19 protein-coding genes and 1 pseudogene are annotated in these 17679 nt (G+C 61.2%); 5 read left to right on the top strand and 15 right to left on the bottom strand.

Features of this window, described 5'->3' with window-relative positions:
• From VOI29_RS12210 to acs, 7 genes are all read right to left on the bottom strand, one after another.
• Positions 1 to 949: exonuclease domain-containing protein (locus tag VOI29_RS12210; RefSeq protein ID WP_323779096.1), on the bottom strand; the 949-nt coding region annotated here is incomplete at its 3' end.
• 2 nt (positions 950 to 951) lie between these two features.
• Positions 952 to 1470 (bottom strand): hypothetical protein, encoded by a 519-nt coding sequence (locus VOI29_RS12205; RefSeq protein WP_323779094.1) that lies wholly within the window; start codon positions 1468 to 1470, stop codon positions 952 to 954.
• Between the two features lie 85 nt (positions 1471 to 1555).
• Complete coding sequence (locus VOI29_RS12200; RefSeq protein ID WP_323779092.1) at positions 1556 to 3379, bottom strand: DUF294 nucleotidyltransferase-like domain-containing protein; 1824 nt, start codon at positions 3377 to 3379, stop codon at positions 1556 to 1558.
• A 102-nt stretch (positions 3380 to 3481) separates the two neighbouring features.
• Positions 3482 to 5266, bottom strand: coding sequence for a sodium:solute symporter family protein (locus VOI29_RS12195; protein ID WP_323779090.1), 1785 nt, complete (start codon positions 5264 to 5266; stop codon positions 3482 to 3484).
• 1 nt (position 5267) lies between these two features.
• Positions 5268 to 5552, bottom strand: coding sequence for a DUF4212 domain-containing protein (locus tag VOI29_RS12190; RefSeq protein ID WP_323779089.1), 285 nt, complete (start codon positions 5550 to 5552; stop codon positions 5268 to 5270).
• 195 nt (positions 5553 to 5747) lie between these two features.
• Complete coding sequence (locus VOI29_RS12185; protein ID WP_323779087.1) at positions 5748 to 6431, bottom strand: adenylate kinase; 684 nt, start codon at positions 6429 to 6431, stop codon at positions 5748 to 5750.
• Between the two features lie 6 nt (positions 6432 to 6437).
• A complete protein-coding gene (gene acs / locus VOI29_RS12180) occupies positions 6438 to 8399 on the bottom strand; it encodes an acetate--CoA ligase (protein ID WP_323779085.1) in 1962 nt (653 codons plus the stop codon).
• 489 nt (positions 8400 to 8888) lie between these two features.
• On the opposite strand from acs, the gene VOI29_RS12175 reads away from it, so the two are divergent.
• The 4 genes and pseudogenes from VOI29_RS12175 to VOI29_RS12160 form a co-directional block, all read left to right on the top strand.
• Positions 8889 to 9905: a C4-dicarboxylate TRAP transporter substrate-binding protein gene (locus VOI29_RS12175; protein WP_323779082.1), complete on the top strand. Its 1017-nt coding sequence runs from the start codon at positions 8889 to 8891 to the stop codon at positions 9903 to 9905.
• A 76-nt stretch (positions 9906 to 9981) separates the two neighbouring features.
• Complete coding sequence (locus VOI29_RS12170; protein ID WP_323779080.1) at positions 9982 to 10632, top strand: TRAP transporter small permease; 651 nt, start codon at positions 9982 to 9984, stop codon at positions 10630 to 10632.
• A gap of 5 nt (positions 10633 to 10637) precedes the next feature.
• Entirely contained in the window at positions 10638 to 12041 is a 1404-nt protein-coding gene (locus tag VOI29_RS12165) for a TRAP transporter large permease (protein ID WP_323779079.1), read from the top strand.
• A 498-nt stretch (positions 12042 to 12539) separates the two neighbouring features.
• Positions 12540 to 13335: pseudogene (locus tag VOI29_RS12160) on the top strand (transposase); the annotation flags it as partial.
• Between the two features lie 479 nt (positions 13336 to 13814).
• Here VOI29_RS12160 and VOI29_RS12155 read toward each other — a convergent pair.
• The 7 genes from VOI29_RS12155 to VOI29_RS12125 all read right to left on the bottom strand — a co-directional run bounded on the left by VOI29_RS12155 (position 13815) and on the right by VOI29_RS12125 (position 16920).
• The gene (locus VOI29_RS12155; RefSeq protein WP_323779077.1) at positions 13815 to 14075 is read right to left on the bottom strand and encodes a pyocin activator PrtN family protein; all 261 of its coding nucleotides are present in this window, start codon (positions 14073 to 14075) and stop codon (positions 13815 to 13817) included.
• Positions 14076 to 14146: 71 nt separating this feature from the next.
• Positions 14147 to 14995, bottom strand: coding sequence for a DUF2303 family protein (locus tag VOI29_RS12150; RefSeq protein WP_323779076.1), 849 nt, complete (start codon positions 14993 to 14995; stop codon positions 14147 to 14149).
• A complete protein-coding gene (locus VOI29_RS12145; RefSeq protein ID WP_323779074.1) occupies positions 14992 to 15327 on the bottom strand; it encodes a hypothetical protein in 336 nt (111 codons plus the stop codon). Before VOI29_RS12145 ends, VOI29_RS12150 begins: the two co-directional genes overlap by 4 nt.
• A gap of 23 nt (positions 15328 to 15350) precedes the next feature.
• Positions 15351 to 15629 (bottom strand): hypothetical protein, encoded by a 279-nt coding sequence (locus tag VOI29_RS12140; RefSeq protein ID WP_323779072.1) that lies wholly within the window; start codon positions 15627 to 15629, stop codon positions 15351 to 15353.
• 95 nt (positions 15630 to 15724) lie between these two features.
• Positions 15725 to 15973 carry a hypothetical protein gene (locus VOI29_RS12135; protein WP_323779070.1) on the bottom strand — a complete coding sequence of 83 codons (249 nt, stop codon included), beginning with the start codon at positions 15971 to 15973 and terminating at the stop codon, positions 15725 to 15727.
• A gap of 73 nt (positions 15974 to 16046) precedes the next feature.
• Entirely contained in the window at positions 16047 to 16424 is a 378-nt protein-coding gene (locus tag VOI29_RS12130; RefSeq protein WP_323779068.1) for a hypothetical protein, read from the bottom strand.
• 226 nt (positions 16425 to 16650) lie between these two features.
• Complete coding sequence (locus VOI29_RS12125) at positions 16651 to 16920, bottom strand: hypothetical protein (RefSeq protein ID WP_323779066.1); 270 nt, start codon at positions 16918 to 16920, stop codon at positions 16651 to 16653.
• Between the two features lie 62 nt (positions 16921 to 16982).
• On the opposite strand from VOI29_RS12125, the gene VOI29_RS12120 reads away from it, so the two are divergent.
• The gene (locus VOI29_RS12120; RefSeq protein WP_323779064.1) at positions 16983 to 17393 is read left to right on the top strand and encodes a hypothetical protein; all 411 of its coding nucleotides are present in this window, start codon (positions 16983 to 16985) and stop codon (positions 17391 to 17393) included.
• A 27-nt stretch (positions 17394 to 17420) separates the two neighbouring features.
• On the opposite strand, the gene VOI29_RS12115 is transcribed toward VOI29_RS12120, so the two are convergent.
• Positions 17421 to 17679: hypothetical protein (locus VOI29_RS12115; protein ID WP_323779062.1), on the bottom strand; the 259-nt coding region annotated here is incomplete at its 5' end.

The following is a 17679-nucleotide window of genomic DNA, read 5'->3' as shown; positions in this document are numbered from 1 at the left end:
CCAGGGTTTCAAACGCCTCGCTGTCGATAATGCGGCCCCGAACAATCCGCAGCGCACCGATCTGCACAATCTCGTCCTTATGCGGCAGCAGCCCGGTGGTTTCGGTGTCAAATACCACATAGCTGAGGTTGCTGAGCTTGCGGCTGTCCAGCTCGGAGTGGTCCGTTTCCAGCAGCGCGAAGTCATAGACCAAGGGCCGGGAGTCTCCCGGGGCGAGCCCCGCATGGCTGCCCTCGAATAGTATGATGTAGCCCGGCGCGCCGCCCAAGGGTTTCAGCCGCAGGTCAAACACCTGGGTGCCGCTGGAGCTTTTGACTTCGGCCTGCACTTCCAGCCCGCTGCGTATCAGCCGGCCATAGGCGGCCTCCAGACCGGTCAGGTCCAGGTAATCGGACAGCGGCGCATTCAGACGCGGCGGGGCCTCCTGTGCCAGAACCGCAGCGGCCTGGCCGTCATAAAGCACGATCTGATGGGAGGGGTTGGCCATCACGGTGGCAATAGGGATGTCCGTCAATAAGGCCGCGAGACGGGTTTTTTCGGCCTCCAGATGCTCGGTTTCTCGGGCTATCGCCTCAGCTGCGGACAGCGCTGAGTGTCCCAATTGCCCGGCCAGCCCCTCGGCTGCGGCTGCCAGATCGCCCAGATATTGCGCGCCATGGGTGTCGAGCGCCCGCGACACGCCGGCATGGGCGCGGGCGCGCATGCCCGCCGCCAGCCTCTCGATCGGTTTGGCGACGTTTTCGTCAAACAGCAGCCAAACCGCGGCGCAGAGACCAAGGATGGCAAAACCGCTGAGCAGGCCGGAAAAGACAAATGCATCCGTCAATCCGGGCTGTCCAGCGCGGCTGTAGCCGAGCCACAGCGCGCCGGTGGTGACCGCGATGCCGCCAAGCGCCAAGGCGCAGAAAAACAGGAAGATCCGCAAACGCAGGCTTAGGCGCGCATGCATGGCTACCCTCCGCAGGCGGCTGTCAGAATCGCATCGTCCCGGCTGCCCGCCGTCCAGTCAAGCCCCTTGGGCAAGCCACTGCCGGAGAACACGATAGTGCCAGCTGCCAGCGCCCGCCGCCATTTGCCGCAATCCAGCACCACGGGCCGGCTGTTGACCGGTGCCCAGCGGCCAAAGAAATAGATCTCGGCCAGATAGACCTCAGGATGCGCCTGGTGGCTTTTCATTGTCGCGGTATCCAGCGCGGCGAAGCGGTCGATGTAAGGCACTGCATAGGTCCAGGGCCGATAGAAGCTTTGGTTTTCAACTGTGTCCGCTACGACCAGCCCGTCTGGCAATGCTGCTGCAGTCCGCGGGAACCAGCCGTATTCCGAAGCGATGGTAGCCGCGATCATCGCCAGTCCCGCCGCCACCGGCGCCAGCCAGCGCGGCAGGCGTCCGCGCATGGACTTTCCCAGCAGCATGACAACGCCCGCGGCGGCAATACCGGCAAAGATCACCGCAATCAGTTCCAGAAACATCTTAACTCCCCGCAGGCCCAAGGCCGCTTCTTTTTTATCCAAATACTTGCGCTGCGAGCTCCCGCGCTGCCCGCAAGCGCAGGTGTCAGCTTAGCATGCCTTTGCCGTGCCCAACCGCCGATTGCATTGTCTTTATCACAACAAAAGCGTCGCGCAGATGACTTCGTTCAAAATCCGACAGATCGGACGGTGCCAGGTAATTGTCCGGCGCCTGGCCGCTGCGGATCTGTTCGGCCTGATGCTCGAGCCGGGTCAGGGCGATCAGATCGTAGGCGTCGAGCAGATCGCGCGCACCGGCGGGGCTGAGCACGCCCGCAGTTTCTGCCGCCTCCAGCCGGGCGCGGGTGTTCACATCGGTCAGCTTGCCCTGCAGCGCATAGACCCGGCCCAGGTCGACCACCGGCACCACGCCGTTGTGCTTCATGTCCAGCGTATTGCGGTGTTCGCCCGAGCGGATGGTGGCCAGCCCGCGCAACAGACCCAGCGGCGGCGTGTGCTTCAACGAATTGGCGATCATATGCGCGGTGAAGATCGAATTGGCGCTGGCGGCCTGCAGGGTTTCCTGATGAAGGCCGGCAAACAGCGCGGCCTCGCCGCCGATCGGGCGCAGGTCGAACATCACCGAGGCTAGCATCTGCGCCTGGGGATCAGGTTTGGCGATCCAGCCGCGAAAGTAGTCGCGCCAAACGCGCAAGGGCTGCCGCCAGCGGCGATTCGACGCCATCATATCGCCGGGGCAATAGACGTAGCCGCAGGTATTCAGCCCGTCGCAGACAAAACCGGCGAGCTGCGCAAAATAGGTCTCATCCTCCGGTGCCATGTCATCCGACAGGATGAGGCAATTGTCTTGATCTGAAACACCCGTCTGTTCACGCCGCCCTTGTGATCCGCAGGCGAGCCATAGGAAGGGCACCGGAGCAGGGCCGAGTTTTTCTTCCGCCAGTGCCAGCAGCCGGCGGGTCACGGTGTCGGCAATGTCGGTGATCAGCCGGGTCACCACCTCATGCCGGTTGCCGCTTGCCACCAGCTGCACCAGCAGGCGGGGAATTTCAGCGGTAACATTGGCCATGTCTTCGGCGGAGCGGGCGCTGGCGATGCGTGAAACCATTTCGCCGGTACTTATCGCTTGAAACCGGGTGAGATCGGTCTGGGTGACAATTCCCGCCAGCCGGCCAGCTTCGACCACCGGGATGTGGCCGATGCCATGCTCCATCATCAAATGCAGCACGTCCGAGCCGATCGCTGAGGGGGCCAGTGTCAGCGGGTCGGGGGTCATGACCGTGCTGACCGGGGTGGAGATAGGTTTTCCTGCCGCCAGGATTTTGCCCGTCAGGTCGCGGGTGGTAACAATGCCTTGCAGCCTTACCCCATCGGTCACGCAGACCGAGGAAACGCGCTGGTCCCGCATCAGCTGGGCGGCGCCTTGGCAAGTCAGGCCGCTGGAGCAGGTGACGGGATCACGGGCCATGATCGCCGCGATGCACGTGGTGGCGAGATTGCTGGTCTCGCGGCCGCCTGGGCGGCGGCGGCCGAAGAATTTGGCCATTTGCGGCTGGCTGGCCATCAGGGTGTGGAACTCTGACTTTGGCAGCAGCAGCAGCAGTGTTCGCGCTGTGGCCTGGGCCGATGTCACCGCCCGGCCGCCGCGGGTCAGCCCGCGTTCGCCAAAGGAATTGCGGGGGCCGAGGATGGAGACTGGAATGCCGTTTTCATCAGCCACTTCCACCTCGCCGCTGTGAACCAGGTACAGCCCCTCCAGCTCCTCGTTCAGCGCATAGACGGGGGCACCTGCGGTGGCGTCTATTTGGCGGAACTTCGGTGCCAGTTCCTGCAGCAGCGCGGGTTCCAGACTGTCGTAGGGGTGGACCGAGGTCAGGAAGCGGAGCAGAGCGGCGTCGGATAGAGGCATGGTCGTACCTGCGTGAAATCAGGAAAAAATGGTCCCGGCCAGTGTGAACCGGACGGGACCATGAGGGAAGAGGCGGGCCGGGCGGCCCGCCCAGAGGGGAGGTTAGTGGTCCTTTGCGGCCCCGGCGCCGCGCGGGATGCGGACACTTTCCACCAGCTCTTCGATCTCGACAGGGATTGCCTCGGTCGATTTGGAGACGATGAAGGCGACTGCGAAGTTCACCATTGCGCCGATCGCACCGAAGGAGGTGGATTTGACGGTGCCCAGCAGCGGATCCGCATCGGTGAAGGAGTTGGTGTCCGGGATGAACAGCCAGCCCTTGTGCAGGAAGATGTAGACCAGGGTCACGATCAGGCCCGCCAGCATGCCGGCCACGGCACCCTTGTTGTTCACCTTGGTGAAGATGCCCATCATCAGTGCCGGGAAAATCGAGGCTGCGGCCAGGCCGAACGCCAGCGCCACGGTCTGGGCGGCAAAGCCCGGCGGGTTGAGGCCAAGGTAAGTGGCAACCGCGATGGCCACGGCCATGGCGATACGGGCCGACAGCAACTCGCCCTTTTCCGAGATCTGCGGGTTGATCGAGCCCTTGATCAGATCGTGCGACACCGCCGAGGAGATCGCCAGCAGGAGGCCCGCCGCGGTCGACAGCGCCGCCGCCAGGCCGCCTGCTGCCACCAGACCGATCACCCAGCTGGGCAGGTTGGCGATTTCAGGATTGGCCAGAACCAGGATGTCGCGGTTGAAGTTAGTCAGCTCATTGCCAGCCCAGCCGTTGGCTTCGGCGGTGGCTTGCAGATCGGCGTTCTGGTCGTTGTAGTATTGAATTGCTCCGTCGCCGTTCTTGTCTTCCCAGGCGAGGAGACCGGTTTTCTTCCAAGTCGCCATCCAGTCGTACTGGGGATCATTCTCGATCTGCTGCACGGTCACGGCGCCGCCTTCAATGCCCCCATTGGGCCACATCATTTCGGTGATATTGAGCCGTGCCATGGCGCCAACTGCCGGAGCGGTCAAGTACAGCAGCGCAATGAACACCAGCGCCCAGCCTGCCGACCAGCGCGCATCAGCGACGCGCGGCACGGTGAAGAAGCGCATGATCACATGCGGCAGGCCCGCGGTGCCGATCATCAGCGACAAGGTGAACAGCACCATGTTGAAGGTGTCTGAATGATGCGCGGTGTACTCGTTGAAGCCCAGCTCCTTGACAATAGCGTCCAGCTTGGCCAGCAGCGGCTCACCCGAGGCGGCATGGTCGCCGAACAGGCCCAGGGCCGGAACCGGGTTGCCGGTCAGCTGCAGCGAGATGAAGATCGCCGGGATAGTATAGGCCATGATCAGCACGCAGTATTGCGCCACCTGGGTATAGGTCACGCCCTTCATGCCGCCGAACACGGCGTAAGCAAAGACCACGCAGGCGCCGATCAGCAGGCCGGTCGTGTTGGAAACCTCCAGGAACCGGCCGAAGGCAACGCCGACGCCGGTCATCTGGCCGATCACATAGGTGGTCGAGGCGACGATCAGACAGATCACCGCGACGATGCGCGCGGTCGGGGAGTAGAACCGGTCGCCGATGAACTCGGACACGGTGAACTTGCCGAACTTGCGCAGGTAGGGGGCCAGTAGCAACGCCAGAAGCACATAGCCGCCGGTCCAGCCCATCAGAAAGGTCGAGTTGTCATAGCCGGTAAAGGCGATGAGGCCCGCCATCGAGATGAAGGAAGCTGCCGACATCCAGTCGGCTGCGGTGGCCATGCCGTTGGTAACCGGGTGAACACCCCGGCCGGCGGCATAGAATTCCGAGGTGGAGCCCGCGCGGGCCCAGATTGCGATGCCGATGTAGAGCGCAAAACTCGCGCCCACGAACATCAGGTTGATGGTGAACTGGTCCATCTTATTCTTCCTCCACGCCGTATTCGCGGTCAAGTTTGTTCATCCGGAACGCGTAGAAAAAGATCAGCCCCAGAAACACCAGGATCGAGCCCTGCTGGGCAAACCAGAAGCCTAGATCGCTGCCGCCGACCTTGATACCGGACAGCAGCGGGCGCAGCAGGATGCCAAAGCCGAACGAGACGACAGCCCAGATCACCAGGCTGACAAGTATGATCCGCACATTTGCCGCCCAATAGCCTTTGTCGGCTTCGGCAGTCTGTGCGGAGTTGGTTGTGTGGTTCGCCATAGCGGCTCCTCCTTCTCCCTATTGAGCTGCCGCGGGATGCGGGCAGACTCTCTCCGTTTGCCGGCCGCCGGGGTCTCGGCGTGCAGGCATGGCTCCTCCGGTCCGCAGCTGCATAGTGCAGACGGGGCCGTCGGGTATTCAGCTGTCTGGAAGACGGGGTCCTGCGGGTTCAGCGCAGGCCCCGTTTCTTGTTGGTTAGCCGGTGGCCTCGGTCACGATGGCCGCCATGTCGCGGGCGATGTCGCCGATACGGCCCATCGCGTTAGTTCGCTGCAGAACGCCCTTGCGGCCGTAATAGGCGATCAGCGGTGCGGTTTGCGCGTGATAGGACACCAGCCGGCTGGCAACGGTTTCCGCATTGTCATCGGCGCGGCGCTTCATCTCGGTGCCGCCGCATTTGTCGCATTTACCGGCCACGGCGGATTGTTTGAAGCTGTCGTGATAGCCCTCGCCGCAGCCGCCGCAGGTGTAGCGGCCCGAGATCCGCTCGACCATCGCCGCATCATCCACTTCGAGGCTGATCGCGGCGTTTATTTTCTGGCCAGTCTCGGCCAGCAGCCCGTCCAGCGCTTCGGCCTGCACGGTTGTACGGGGGAAGCCGTCCAGGATCACGCCTTTGGCGCAATCCGGCTTTGTCAGGCGATCGCGCAGGATGTTGATCACGATCTCATCGCTGACCAGCTGGCCCGCTTCCATCACCGCCTTGGCGGCGAAGCCCGCAGGCGTGCCCGCGGCAACCGCTTCGCGCAGCAGGTCGCCGGTCGACAGCTGCACATAGCCGAATTTTTCCTCGAGCATCCGCGCTTGGGTGCCTTTGCCGGCCCCGGGAGGGCCCAGCAGGATCAGAACTGCGGGGCGGGTCATAACTGCCATATTCATGTGCGTTTACCCCTTGTTCGCGCGGTTTGCGATCAGGTCGTCGACCACCGACGGATCGGCAAGCGTCGATGTATCGCCCAAGCTGCCGAAATCGTTCTCGGCAATCTTGCGCAGGATACGGCGCATGATCTTGCCGGAACGGGTTTTCGGCAGGCCCGGCGCCCATTGGATCACGTCCGGGCTGGCAATCGGGCCGATCTCGGTGCGCACCCAGGTGCGCAGCTCCTTCAGCAGCTCGTCCGAGGGGTCGCGGTCGTTCATCAGGGTCACATAGCAGTAGATGCCCTGGCCCTTGATCTCATGCGGGTAGCCGACCACGGCGGCCTCGGCCACTGCGGCATGTGCCACCAGCGCGCTTTCGACCTCAGCTGTGCCCATGCGGTGGCCGGAGACGTTGATCACGTCATCGACGCGGCCGGTGATCCAGTAATCGCCGTCCTCGTCGCGGCGGCAGCCGTCGCCGGTGAAGTAATAGCCTTTGTAGTCGGAGAAATAGGTCTTCTCGAAGCGATCATGGTCGCCCCAGACGGTGCGCATCTGGCCCGGCCAGCTGTCCTTGATGCACAAAACGCCCTCGACGCCGTTGCCTTCGATCTCGACGCCGGTGGTGGGGTCCAGAACCACCGGCTGGATACCAAAGAAAGGCTTCATCGCGGCGCCCGGTTTCATCGCATGGGCGCCCGGCAGCGGGGTCATCAGGTGGCCGCCGGTCTCGGTCTGCCACCAGGTGTCAACGATCGGGCATTTGCCCTTGCCGACAACCTCATTGTACCAGTTCCAGGCCTCGGGGTTGATCGGTTCACCCACCGTGCCCAGCACCTTGAGATCGCTGAGATCGCATTTTTCGACCCATTCGTTGCCCTGACCCATCAGGGCGCGCAGCGCGGTGGGGGCAGTGTAGAACTGGTTCACCTTGTGCTTTTGGGAGACCTGCCAGAAGCGGCTGGCATCCGGGTAGGTCGGCACGCCCTCGAACATAAGGGTGGTGGCACCATTGGCCAGCGGCCCATAGACGATATAGCTGTGGCCGGTGACCCAGCCCACATCCGCGGTGCACCAGTAGACGTCGCCATCGTGGTAATCGAATGTGATTTCATGGGTCATCGCGGCATAGGCCAGATAGCCGCCGGAGGTATGCACAACGCCCTTGGGCTGGCCGGTGGAACCGGAGGTGTAGAGGATGAACAGCGGATCCTCGGCGTTCATCTCGGCGGGGGCGCAGGTGTCATCCGCTTCCAGCGCCATTTCGTTGTAGTCATGGTCGCGCCCGTCGACCCAGGTGGTCTGGCCGCCAGTGCGTTTGACCACCAGGCATTTCACGCTGTCCTTGGTGTGCAAGAGCGCCGCGTCGGCGTTCGACTTCAGCGCGGTCTTGCGGCCGCCGCGGGGGGCCTCATCGGCGGTAATGACCACTTTGGCGTCGCAGCCGTTGACCCGGGCCGCCAACGCGTCGGGGGAGAAGCCGGCAAACACGATGGAATGGATGGCGCCGATCCGGGCGCAGGCCAGCATGGCATAGGCCGCTTCGGGGATCATCGGCAGGTAGATCACCACGCGGTCGCCTTTGCGCACGCCCATCGACACGAGGATATTGGCCATCCGGCAGGTGCGGCGGTGCAGCTCGGTGTAGGTGATGTGCTGCGCGTCCTCGTTCGGATCATCCGGTTCCCAGATGATCGCGGTCTGATCGCCGCGGGTTTCCAGGTGGCGGTCGATGCAATTGGCGCTGACGTTCAGGGTGCCGTCGCCGTACCAGTTGATCGAGACATTGCCGAAGCTGTAGTTCACGTCCTTCACCTGGGTGAAGGGCTTGATCCAGTCGATGCGCTTGCCTTGTTCGCCCCAGAACCCTTCGGGGTCGGTCAGCGAGGCGTCATACATCTCCTGATACTTGGCGGCGGTCACATGCGCACGGGCAACGGTTTCGTCGGACGGCGGATAGACAGCGTCTGCGTGCAACGCGTTCATTCGGTTTCCTCCCAGAATTTTATTGGCAAGACAAACGACAACGCTGTGCCGTGGCTGTCAAACCGTTTCCTCCTGGGGCAAATAATAGTGCAGCTAGAAAATTTGTGAATAAAACGCCGATATCAAAGGCTTTATCTGTCAACGAATTTAAGATTCTTAGGTTTCTTTGTAAAGAAAGTGGCGTGCAAACGCATGAGGCGGCCTGTTTTTATAGGCCTTTCTGTAAATTTCACCAGCGATCAGGTGCTGCTTCAATCGCTGCTTTAGGCTCAGGAGCGGCGTACTGCCGCAGCTTCCGGCGGCTTAGCCCCTGCGGCATATTGTGCCGGCGCGGCGGGACTTTCGATTTGAGGATGGCGCGAGTCGCTGCGTTACCTTTCCCTTCGAGGGGCTTGGCAGCGCGTATCTGTGCCGCTAGCCTGACGGTCAAGCGCACCACTCCGGATCAGATGCCGGATCGAAAAGGGCGCAATTCGGGAGAGTTACATCATGAATAGATTTCTGACGGCCGCTGTGGCGGCAACTGCTGGCGTAGCAATGGCAGGCGAGGCCGCTGCGACCGAATGGAACGTGTCGCTGTGGGGCAAGCGCCGCGCGTTCACTGAACATGTGGAAAAACTGGCCGAGCTGGTCGCTGAAAAAACCGGCGGCGAATTCACCTTGAACATCAGCTATGGCGGCTTGTCCAAGAACAAGGAGAACCTCGACGGCATTTCCATCGGTGCCTTCGAGATGGCGCAGTTCTGTGCCGGCTACCACCGCGACAAGAACCCGTCGATCACCGTGCTGGAACTGCCGTTCCTGGGCGTGAACACGCTGGACGAAGAAGTGGCCGTGGCAAACGCGGTCTATGCGCATCCGGCGGTGCAGGCGGATCTGGCGCGCTGGAATGCCAAGCTTCTTATGACCTCTCCCATGCCGCAGTACAATATCGTGGGCACAGGTGAGCCGCGCGATGAGCTGGCGGAGTTCAAGGACATGCGGGTGCGTGCCACTGGCGGCATCGGCAAGGCGTTCTCGGCTGTTGGCGCGGTGCCGACCTCGGTGACCGCGACGGAAGCATACAATGCAATGGAATCCGGTGTCGTGGACACCGTCGCCTTTGCCCAGCACGCGCATCTGGCCTTTGGCACTATCAATCGCGCTGACTGGTGGACCGCAAACCTGAACCCGGGCACCGTGAACTGCCCGGTGGTGGTGAACACCGATGCCTATGAAGCCCTCAGCGGCGCCGAGCGCGAGGCCCTCGACAGCTCGGTTGAAGAGGCAATCGACCACTATCTGACCAATTACGGCGCGCTGCTGGAGAAGTGGGACAGCGTGCTCGCCGAGAAAGGTGTAGAGAAAGTTAATATCTCTGACGACCAGCTGGCCGAGTTCCGAAAAGTGGCCGCTGACCCGATCCGTGCTCAGTGGATCGAGGACATGACCGCCCAGGGACTGCCGGCGCAGGAGCTGTATGATCTGGTGCAGAAGACACTTAGCGATCACCGTTCAGGCAGCTGAGCCTGATGAAACACAAAGGGCCGGGCTGATCAGGCCCGGCCCCTTTTCTTGACGAGACTGAACGACGGGGGCGGGCATGGCAGGCAGCGCAGCAGTGCTGGAGGACGGAAGCCTGATCAGCAGGCTGGACCAAAGGTTATTGAAAGCAGAGCGCCTGCTGGCGCTTCTGAGCGGCATAGCGGTGTTTTCGCTGATGATGCTGGCGGTGGTCTCAGTCGGCGGGCGCAATGCGGTCAATGCGCCCTTGCCCGGTTACGTCGACTGGATCGAACAAATTATGCCGCTGATCGCCTTCATGGGCATCGCTTATGTGCAGCGCAATGGCGGCCATATCCGCATGGACATCGTTATCGGTGCCCTCAGGGGCCGGGCCATGTGGCTGTTTGAGATGATCTCGGTCGTTCTGATCTTCCTGCTGATTGCAGCGCTGGTCTGGGGCAGCTGGTCGCATTTCCTGCGCTCCTTTGATTTTGCCGCACCCTGGTGGAGCCGCGACAGCTCCATTGACATCGGCATTCCGATCTGGCCCGCCAAACTGCTGGCTCCGGTGGCCTTTGCGGTGCTGGGCCTTCGGCTGATGCTGCAAATCTGGGGCTATGGCCGGGCGCTGGTTCTGGGGCTGGATACGCCGGTGGCGGTGCCGCTGGTGCAAAGCGCCGCGGAACAGGCCGCGGCAGAGGCGGATCAACTAGCAGGCCATGACACGAACGGCAGCGGGCAGGGATAAGATACATGGAACCCATTGAAATCGGCCTGTGGGTCACCGGCGGCCTGCTGGCGATGGTGGTCTTGGGAATGCGGGTGGCCTTTGCCGCCGGTCTTGCGGGCCTCATCGGCCTTGTCTGGATCTTCTGGGCCAAGTTCGGCTACAGCCCGGATAAGTTCGGCAAGGCGCTGACCGTGTCGGTCAAGATCGCGGGGCAGGTGCCGCATTCCAAAGTCTCCAGCCAGGCGCTGTCGCTGATCCCAACATTCATCCTGATCGGTTATCTGGCCTATTACGCGGGCCTGACACGCGCTTTGTTCGAAGCCGCCAAACGCTGGATTGCCTGGCTGCCGGGCGGGCTGGCGGTTTCCACCGTTTTTGCCACCGCGGGCTTTGCCGCGGTGTCGGGCGCGTCTGTCGCCACCTCTGCCGTCTTTGCCCGCATTGCCATTCCGGAGATGCTGAAGATCGGCTACAACAAGCAGTTCGCCGCCGGTGTGGTGGCAGCTGGTGGCACGCTGGCCTCGCTGATCCCGCCCTCGGCGATCCTGGTTATTTATGCGATCATCGTAGAACAGGACGTCGGCAAGCTGCTTCTGGCGGGTTTCATCCCCGGAGCATTTTCGGCAGTGATTTACGGCCTGCTGATTGTCGGTATCGCGGTGGTTTTCAAATCGGTCGGCCCGCCGGTCAAAGGTTTCACCTGGGGGCAGCGCTTTGCGGCGTTGCCAGGCGCGCTGCCGATCATCTTTGTTGTCGTGATCATCATCTGCTTTGTCTACAACCCCTTTGGCGGCGATGCCTGGGGGACGCCAACCGAAGGCGGCGCTTTGGGGGCCTTTGTGGTCTTCTGCATGGCGGTTCTCAAAGGCATGAAATGGGCGGAGCTGAAGTCCGCCCTGCTGGAAACAGCGAAACTGACGGTGATGATCTTCACCATCATCTGGGGGGTTCTGATCTACGTGCGCTTTCTGGGGTTCGCGGACTTGCCTGGGGCGTTTTCGGACTGGATCACTTCGCTGGAAATGTCGCCGATGGTGATCCTGATCTGCATCCTTCTGGCCTATGCGGTGCTGGGCATGTTCATGGATGCCATCGGAATGCTGCTGCTCACCTTGCCGGTGGTCTATCCAGCGGTGATGGCGCTGAACGGCGGCGAAAGCGTTGCCGCTGCCGACAGCGCCTTTGGCATGAGCGGCACGATGTGCGCGATCTGGTTTGGCATTCTGGTTGTGAAGATGGCCGAGTTCTGCCTCATCACTCCGCCGATCGGGCTGAACTGTTTCGTGGTTGCCGGCGTTCGGGATGACCTGAGCGTGCAGGATGTGTTCAAGGGCGTGACGCCGTTTTTCATTGCCGACGCCGTAACAATTGCACTGCTGGTCGCCTTTCCGGGGATTGTTCTCTACTTGCCGTCATTGGCTGGCTAGCGGGGAGCAGGCCCAAGACACACAAAACCGGACCGGCTTGGCAAGCGGTGGCGCAGAGCCTACGGGGAGCGGCACGAGTGATTTCGCCCCTTGCATCACACAGCCCGGCTGCTGGCGGTCCCGAAGCTGGATTTACATGGCTGAGTGCAATTTGTCTTTTCCTAATACTTTTGTACCCTATAATTTGGCGCGTAGCACATATACGGCCTTCGGCCTGATCGGATCGCCAAGCTGTGCTTCATTCAATGTATGATGCTAAACACCTGTTTGATCGGCAAATGAATTTGCCGATCAAACAGGGAGTCTCAACGTGCTGGTGTGAAAACCGATGAAGAAGTCCTCTTCTGAGACAGACTTGCAGACGCGTTCTTGCTTAGATTCAATTCGGAGCGGTAGTTTCTTTGGAGTTCGTGACGTTGACTTGCGGCCAGAGAACTGGACCGAATGAAGCTGGATTTTTCCGCTAAGGTTTCCCGGCTGGGAAAGGAGCGGAATCACATCAAGGCATCGAAGTTCACCGAAGCGCAGAAGGCGTTCATCTTGAAACGAGGTGAGCAAGGGACACCGGTCGCGGAGATCTGCCGCAAGGCCGGGATCAGTCAGGCAACGTATTTCAGCTGGAAGAAAAGATACGGAGGCCTCCAGCCGGACGAGATGCGCCGGCTGTAGGCGCTGGAGGATGAGAACACCCAGCTGAAGAAGACCGTGGCGGACCTGACGCTGGACCGGGAGATGCTTCAGGATGTCATTCGCCGAAAGCTCTGAAGCCTGGCCGTTTGCGTGAGGTTGTCACCGGGATGTGCGTCGACTGGGAGGGCCTGTGGGGCCATCTGCTTTGACACATCCACCTTCCACTACTAATCCCGGCGGACGGATCAGGCTGCCGTTGAGCGGCGGATCAAGGAGATTGCAAAGACGCGTGTGCGCTACGGCTGCCGCCGCGTCCACGTGTTGCTGAGGCGGGAGGGGTGGATAATCAACATGAAGAAGACCCGCAGGATTTAAAATGCGTTGGGGCTGCAGCTCTGGAACAAGCACCCGAAGCGGCGGGAAGACCGTCAGGAGGCAACTGGACCGAACGATGTCTGGGCGATTCCTTGCCCGAAAGGCGATTGCGCAAGCGCAATCTGCCGGAAGGGGCTTGGTTCACGACCAGCTCGCCCTGGGTAAGAAGCTGGGCGTCCTGACGGTGGTCGAAACCCATTCCAGGTACAGCCCGGCGGCCGATCCGCGCTTCATCTATCGGGGCGAAGACGTCGTTCAGACGCTCGAACGGGTCGGCGGGCGGATCGGCTAGCAGGCTTCCAGGCATTCTTAGCGGCAATGGCGGCGAGAACGCTCTGGGTATTGGTGTCGATCTTGGACATAGAATTCATCCCATCTCGGTCTTGGTGATGGGGAAGTCGGTCCGTTCTAGAAAAAACTTTGCGGAGATTTCATTGCCGATTTCCCTGGATCTGTCGGAGACCTTGGGCAGGAGTTTCCCGGGCACGATGCTCTGCCCTGAACGGGCGGTGTTCTATGGGCTCGGTTGTGCTACACCGTAGCACACCAGAATCGAAAATCGCCGAAAACCCGGCAAAATCACCGGAAACCCGAGGGAATCCTGCTACAGGTACTTGATGAGCCTACGGAGCTAACGCTTTGAAAGACAACGCACAAAAAGCAGCGCGTTTGAGCGTGGCACCCATGATGGATTGTGCGGCTAGTTAATTTTTCACTTAGTAAATCAAATACTTAACTTGGAAGTTTTCTTCCGGGACTGCTTTGGGACTACCGAACTTTGCGTTCCAGCTCTTTTCTGGCTTTATCGGCGCAGCCGTCCAGATAGGCCGCAAGGTCTGTGAGGTGGATGACACGGGGGGCTTTTTGGGAGCTGCCAAGCGTGGTGACTGGCAGGGGAATTTCCCCGCTTTCTACCTTCTTCGTGAACACGGGCTTGGTCATTCCGCCAAAGAAATCTTCCCGCACCTTATCGAGGGGTACAGTTGGTAGGCCGTCATAGCGTCCAGCAAGTAGCCAAATGGTGTTCATGTTTCCGGCCTCCTGGTTTCCGTCGTTGCCCCCTCGATCGAGGAGGGGGCAGAAAGAGAAACCCGGTAGTGTCAGGACGTGCGACCGAAGTAGTAGGGGCGGCCAGTGTTCTCCGCTGTCTGCTGTGCCATGGCGTTAAAGGTTGCCTGGCGCATGTATTCGACGCGGTGCCAGCGGAAGCCTAGTTGCAGGCCGCTGGCCGTGGGTCGGAAGCGGAACTTTGCGCGGATATCAACTGGCTCCTCGCCCCGGTAGACCGGGATGCTGAGGCCGATTTCTGTGGGCACAATCATGTCACCTTTGACCTTGGTTTCGTCCTCATAGACAAAGGTGCGGTCGCCGTTTTCCAGCCGGATACCGCTCTTGAAGGAAACGTCCTGGGTTGCTTCGAGGTCGCGGCAAATTTCCAGCATCACCGAATGATCCGGGTCACTGATATCGGAAACGTTCTCTTCGATGAACAGGGCGAATTCCTCCTGCGAGTGCATTTCGCCTTCCATTTTGTTCCAGCGGTCGTACTCCTCGCTGTTGCGGAGCTTCAGCGTTGCAGTGTGCGAGGCGTGCTGGCGCGTCATTTCGGTGCTGTTGTCTGTGTGCCAATCCAAGTGAGCGCGGATCAGTCCGGCGTCATAGTCGGCAATCAGGATCGAGCGCCCGTCGCTGAAGCGGTTCACATAGTTGGTCAGAGAATCCCGGTCGTCCACGACGACTGTCTGCGAAATATGTTCCGGCAGAATGTTCGGGTCTGAAATGTCCTTCAGGGTGAAGCCATCGGGCACAAAGGCATGCTGCCGTCCGTCGTCGCCGCCGATAACAGGATCTGCAAGGCGCGCGGCTTCGATAGCGGCATCCAGGGATTGTTTCGGCAGGTTTGCTTCGTTGTTCTGCATGGTGTTTTCCTCTTTCTGCAGGTTGATCATTCAGCGGCGGCTGGGCGCCGTCGCTCAATTTCGTCTTCAATGTCCATTTGGTTCGGGTCGCGGCGGCTAAGGCGGCCGTCGTCGTCAGCGAAATAGATGCCGGTGCCCATCTGGCGTTGCGGTGTTTTAGAGCTGATCTTGGGCGTGCATTCGATCTGCCCCGCCTTGTTCCGCTTGAACGGCAGCTTGATGGTGATTTCGCCATCGCCGCCGGTTTCGGCCATGCTGCTGATCACCTTTTCAAGGTGTTCGTCGGCCTCATGCAGAAGCTGGCCGCGGCGGAAGGACTGCATGAATTCGAGAAAGTTGATTGTGTGGTTGGGCAAGGGCATGTCGTGTCCTCTGTCTGTTCGGGTTAGGGGCGTGGGGTTGCGAGTTTGCCGGACCATGCGTCGAACTCGGTGCGCAGGGCTTGAAAGCGTTCGGAGGCGGCTTTGTTGGTGTTCAGCAGGCCGCGGCTGTTCACGCCGCAGGTCAGGCGGACATATTCCGCGGCTGCACTGGGCAGGAATTCACCGCCGGGGTATCCGCTGCGCACCGCTGCAAAGCGCTGAAACTGCGGGTCATTGCACAGGATGCCCGCCTGTTGAGCTGGCGGCATATCCTCAAATCTCTGCTTTGGTGCCTTGGTCATCGGTCTGCCTTTCTGCGGGTCTGGGCGCGGCGCGGGCCGTGAGTGGTGGTCTTTGCCGCGCCCGGCGGATCTGGCGGGGTCCGTTAGGAGGGCGTCTACGCGTGGTGTTGTTTGTCGCGCTTGATGCGCCGCATTGCCTTTTGCAATTCGTCTTTGGCGCTCTTGTAATCGCCGGTTGCGGCTGCTGCGGTCGCGCCTTGTATTCCGTCCATCACGTCAAAGGCTGCCTCGGCCTGACGTGCGCGGCGTGAAGAGCGCAGATAGGCAATGGCGACCTGGCGCGGGGTGTACTTCCGCAGGACCTTCTGAATTTGCTCTTCGGGCGGGTCGTATCGATCTGACATTTCGGGTCCGTATGTTGGAAAAGGGCCGGGGCTGATAGGGATGCGCCCCGGCCAGTTTGCTAAGGCGCAGGTTTCAGGTGGCCTCGGCAACTTGGTTAGGCGTCGGTGGCAGAGGTGCTGCGCCGTTGAACGGGCAATCCGGGCGGCCGTCGGTGGCGCGGCGGGTGCCGTCGATGTTGTGGCTGACCCGCGCGGCGCGCATCCAGGCGTCCAGGGCGGCTGGCATGTCATCCCCTGAGGCGGAAAGGCCGAGCAGGGTCACGTGCCAGCGCATGGCGTCGAAATCGAAGCGGTCGCTCGGATCGGTGCTGCCCGGGGTGATCCTGCCGCCCAGTTCCTGCAGCATCATCGCCTGGCCGAACCGGCAGCGGGCGCGCATGCCGCGTGCTGCGGCGTAAAGTTCCTGCTGGGTGCAGGTTCTCGTGGTGAACAAGGGCGAAACTATGTGCATGCGGCATCTCGATTGATTGTGCGCGGGCGGTAGGAATTTGGAGGATTGCCCCGCCCGCGCTGATCCGCGCCGCAAGACGGGCGCGAAACTTCAAGGAAAGCGGCGCGTCAATCCTCCGTCACGCGCCGCTTTTGGCTATTCGGGGTAGGGCGGTGCCCTTGGGTGTGCCTTGCTGGATTTTCCAGTTTGCGCCCCGGCTTCGGGCTTGGCGGCGGCAGACGGTGCGTCAGGCTGCATTGCGGCGCGGCACCGGGATGTTCTTTTCCGCGATGAGCGCGCGCACCTTGGCGCCAACGCGTTCAAGGGTCTGGTCGGTCGGTTCCGGTGCGGGTTCCGGGCGGTCGATCAGATGGGCTGCGCGAAGGCGGGCCGGGTCAAAGCCCTGGCCGCGGGCGGCCTTCATGGCTGCCCATGCCTGGGTAAACAGGGTGGTATCGTCCAGGTAGAGTTCCGGTGAGCCGACGATTTGCCGTGCGGTGTTGGTCATGTCTTGCATTCAATCCTCCATCGGTTGATAGAGGGATTGATATAGACAAAAAGTACTATGTCAACTCAATAGTGGTAGAAAACTACTGCCATTGGGCGATGGGGATGGTATTCCTTGAATTGAGAGGCAAAGAAAAACCCCGCGTGGGGCGGGGTTCAATCAATGGGGATGTGGTTATGGCGGAAAGCAACATGAGCGTTCTTGAGTATAGTAACGCCTGGCTGGATAGTTGGGAGCCGGAAGGTGCCGGATTTCGCCTGCGGATCGCGCTGAGCGGTGCAGAGAATCCGTTGTCCGATGCGGGCGGCGGGTTCCGGGCGGTCATGGATGCGGGTGGGGTGCGGGCACTGATGGCATTCGGGTTTCTTGCCTCAGTCCGGGGCGAGGCAATATATGAGGCGCAGTCTGTAGAGGTCCTGAGTGCCACGCAAGAAATCCCTGCGGGTGTCTGCTGGCTTGTGTGCCGGCGTCCTGCTGAATAGGGCGCCGGTTGGAGGGCGTGCGGCGGGTTACCCTGGGGCGGACAGTCCGCCGTCGTCTTCGGCAATGTCCAATCCGTGGGCCGTGATCGTGGCTGCAGTGATATGCCAGCCTTGATTGCTGCGGGTGGCGCCGCCTGTGATCAGGCCGTGTTCGCTGAGGTATAATAGTGATTTGGTAACATCGCCTTGCGAGCCAAGTTCTTTCAGCTGGCTTTCAGTTGTCCGGTCTGGATAGTTCGCTGCCAGCGTGTTGAGGATGAGCCGCTGCAGGTTGCGGTCAAGGAAT

The organism is Leisingera sp. (genome assembly GCF_034669605.1).
GTDB lineage: Bacteria > Pseudomonadota > Alphaproteobacteria > Rhodobacterales > Rhodobacteraceae > Leisingera.
The sequence above is the reverse complement of the archived record's forward strand: the minus strand, read 5'-3'. Positions and strand labels throughout refer to the sequence as shown.

Excerpts from the sequence above, each read along its gene's own strand:
- VOI29_RS12205 (WP_323779094.1), bottom strand. The coding sequence starts at position 1,470 with ATGTTTCTGGAACTGATTGCGGTGATCTTTGCCGGTATTGCCGCCGCG.
- VOI29_RS12200 (WP_323779092.1), bottom strand. The coding sequence starts at position 3,379 with ATGCCTCTATCCGACGCCGCTCTGCTCCGCTTCCTGACCTCGGTCCAC.
- VOI29_RS12195 (WP_323779090.1), bottom strand. The coding sequence starts at position 5,266 with ATGGACCAGTTCACCATCAACCTGATGTTCGTGGGCGCGAGTTTTGCG.
- VOI29_RS12190 (WP_323779089.1), bottom strand. The coding sequence starts at position 5,552 with ATGGCGAACCACACAACCAACTCCGCACAGACTGCCGAAGCCGACAAA.
- VOI29_RS12185 (WP_323779087.1), bottom strand. The coding sequence starts at position 6,431 with ATGAATATGGCAGTTATGACCCGCCCCGCAGTTCTGATCCTGCTGGGC.
- acs (WP_323779085.1), bottom strand. The coding sequence starts at position 8,399 with ATGAACGCGTTGCACGCAGACGCTGTCTATCCGCCGTCCGACGAAACC.
- VOI29_RS12175 (WP_323779082.1), top strand. The coding sequence starts at position 8,889 with ATGAATAGATTTCTGACGGCCGCTGTGGCGGCAACTGCTGGCGTAGCA.
- VOI29_RS12170 (WP_323779080.1), top strand. The coding sequence starts at position 9,982 with ATGGCAGGCAGCGCAGCAGTGCTGGAGGACGGAAGCCTGATCAGCAGG.
- VOI29_RS12165 (WP_323779079.1), top strand. The coding sequence starts at position 10,638 with ATGGAACCCATTGAAATCGGCCTGTGGGTCACCGGCGGCCTGCTGGCG.
- VOI29_RS12155 (WP_323779077.1), bottom strand. The coding sequence starts at position 14,075 with ATGAACACCATTTGGCTACTTGCTGGACGCTATGACGGCCTACCAACT.
- VOI29_RS12150 (WP_323779076.1), bottom strand. The coding sequence starts at position 14,995 with ATGATCAACCTGCAGAAAGAGGAAAACACCATGCAGAACAACGAAGCA.
- VOI29_RS12145 (WP_323779074.1), bottom strand. The coding sequence starts at position 15,327 with ATGCCCTTGCCCAACCACACAATCAACTTTCTCGAATTCATGCAGTCC.
- VOI29_RS12140 (WP_323779072.1), bottom strand. The coding sequence starts at position 15,629 with ATGACCAAGGCACCAAAGCAGAGATTTGAGGATATGCCGCCAGCTCAA.
- VOI29_RS12135 (WP_323779070.1), bottom strand. The coding sequence starts at position 15,973 with ATGTCAGATCGATACGACCCGCCCGAAGAGCAAATTCAGAAGGTCCTG.
- VOI29_RS12130 (WP_323779068.1), bottom strand. The coding sequence starts at position 16,424 with ATGCACATAGTTTCGCCCTTGTTCACCACGAGAACCTGCACCCAGCAG.
- VOI29_RS12125 (WP_323779066.1), bottom strand. The coding sequence starts at position 16,920 with ATGCAAGACATGACCAACACCGCACGGCAAATCGTCGGCTCACCGGAA.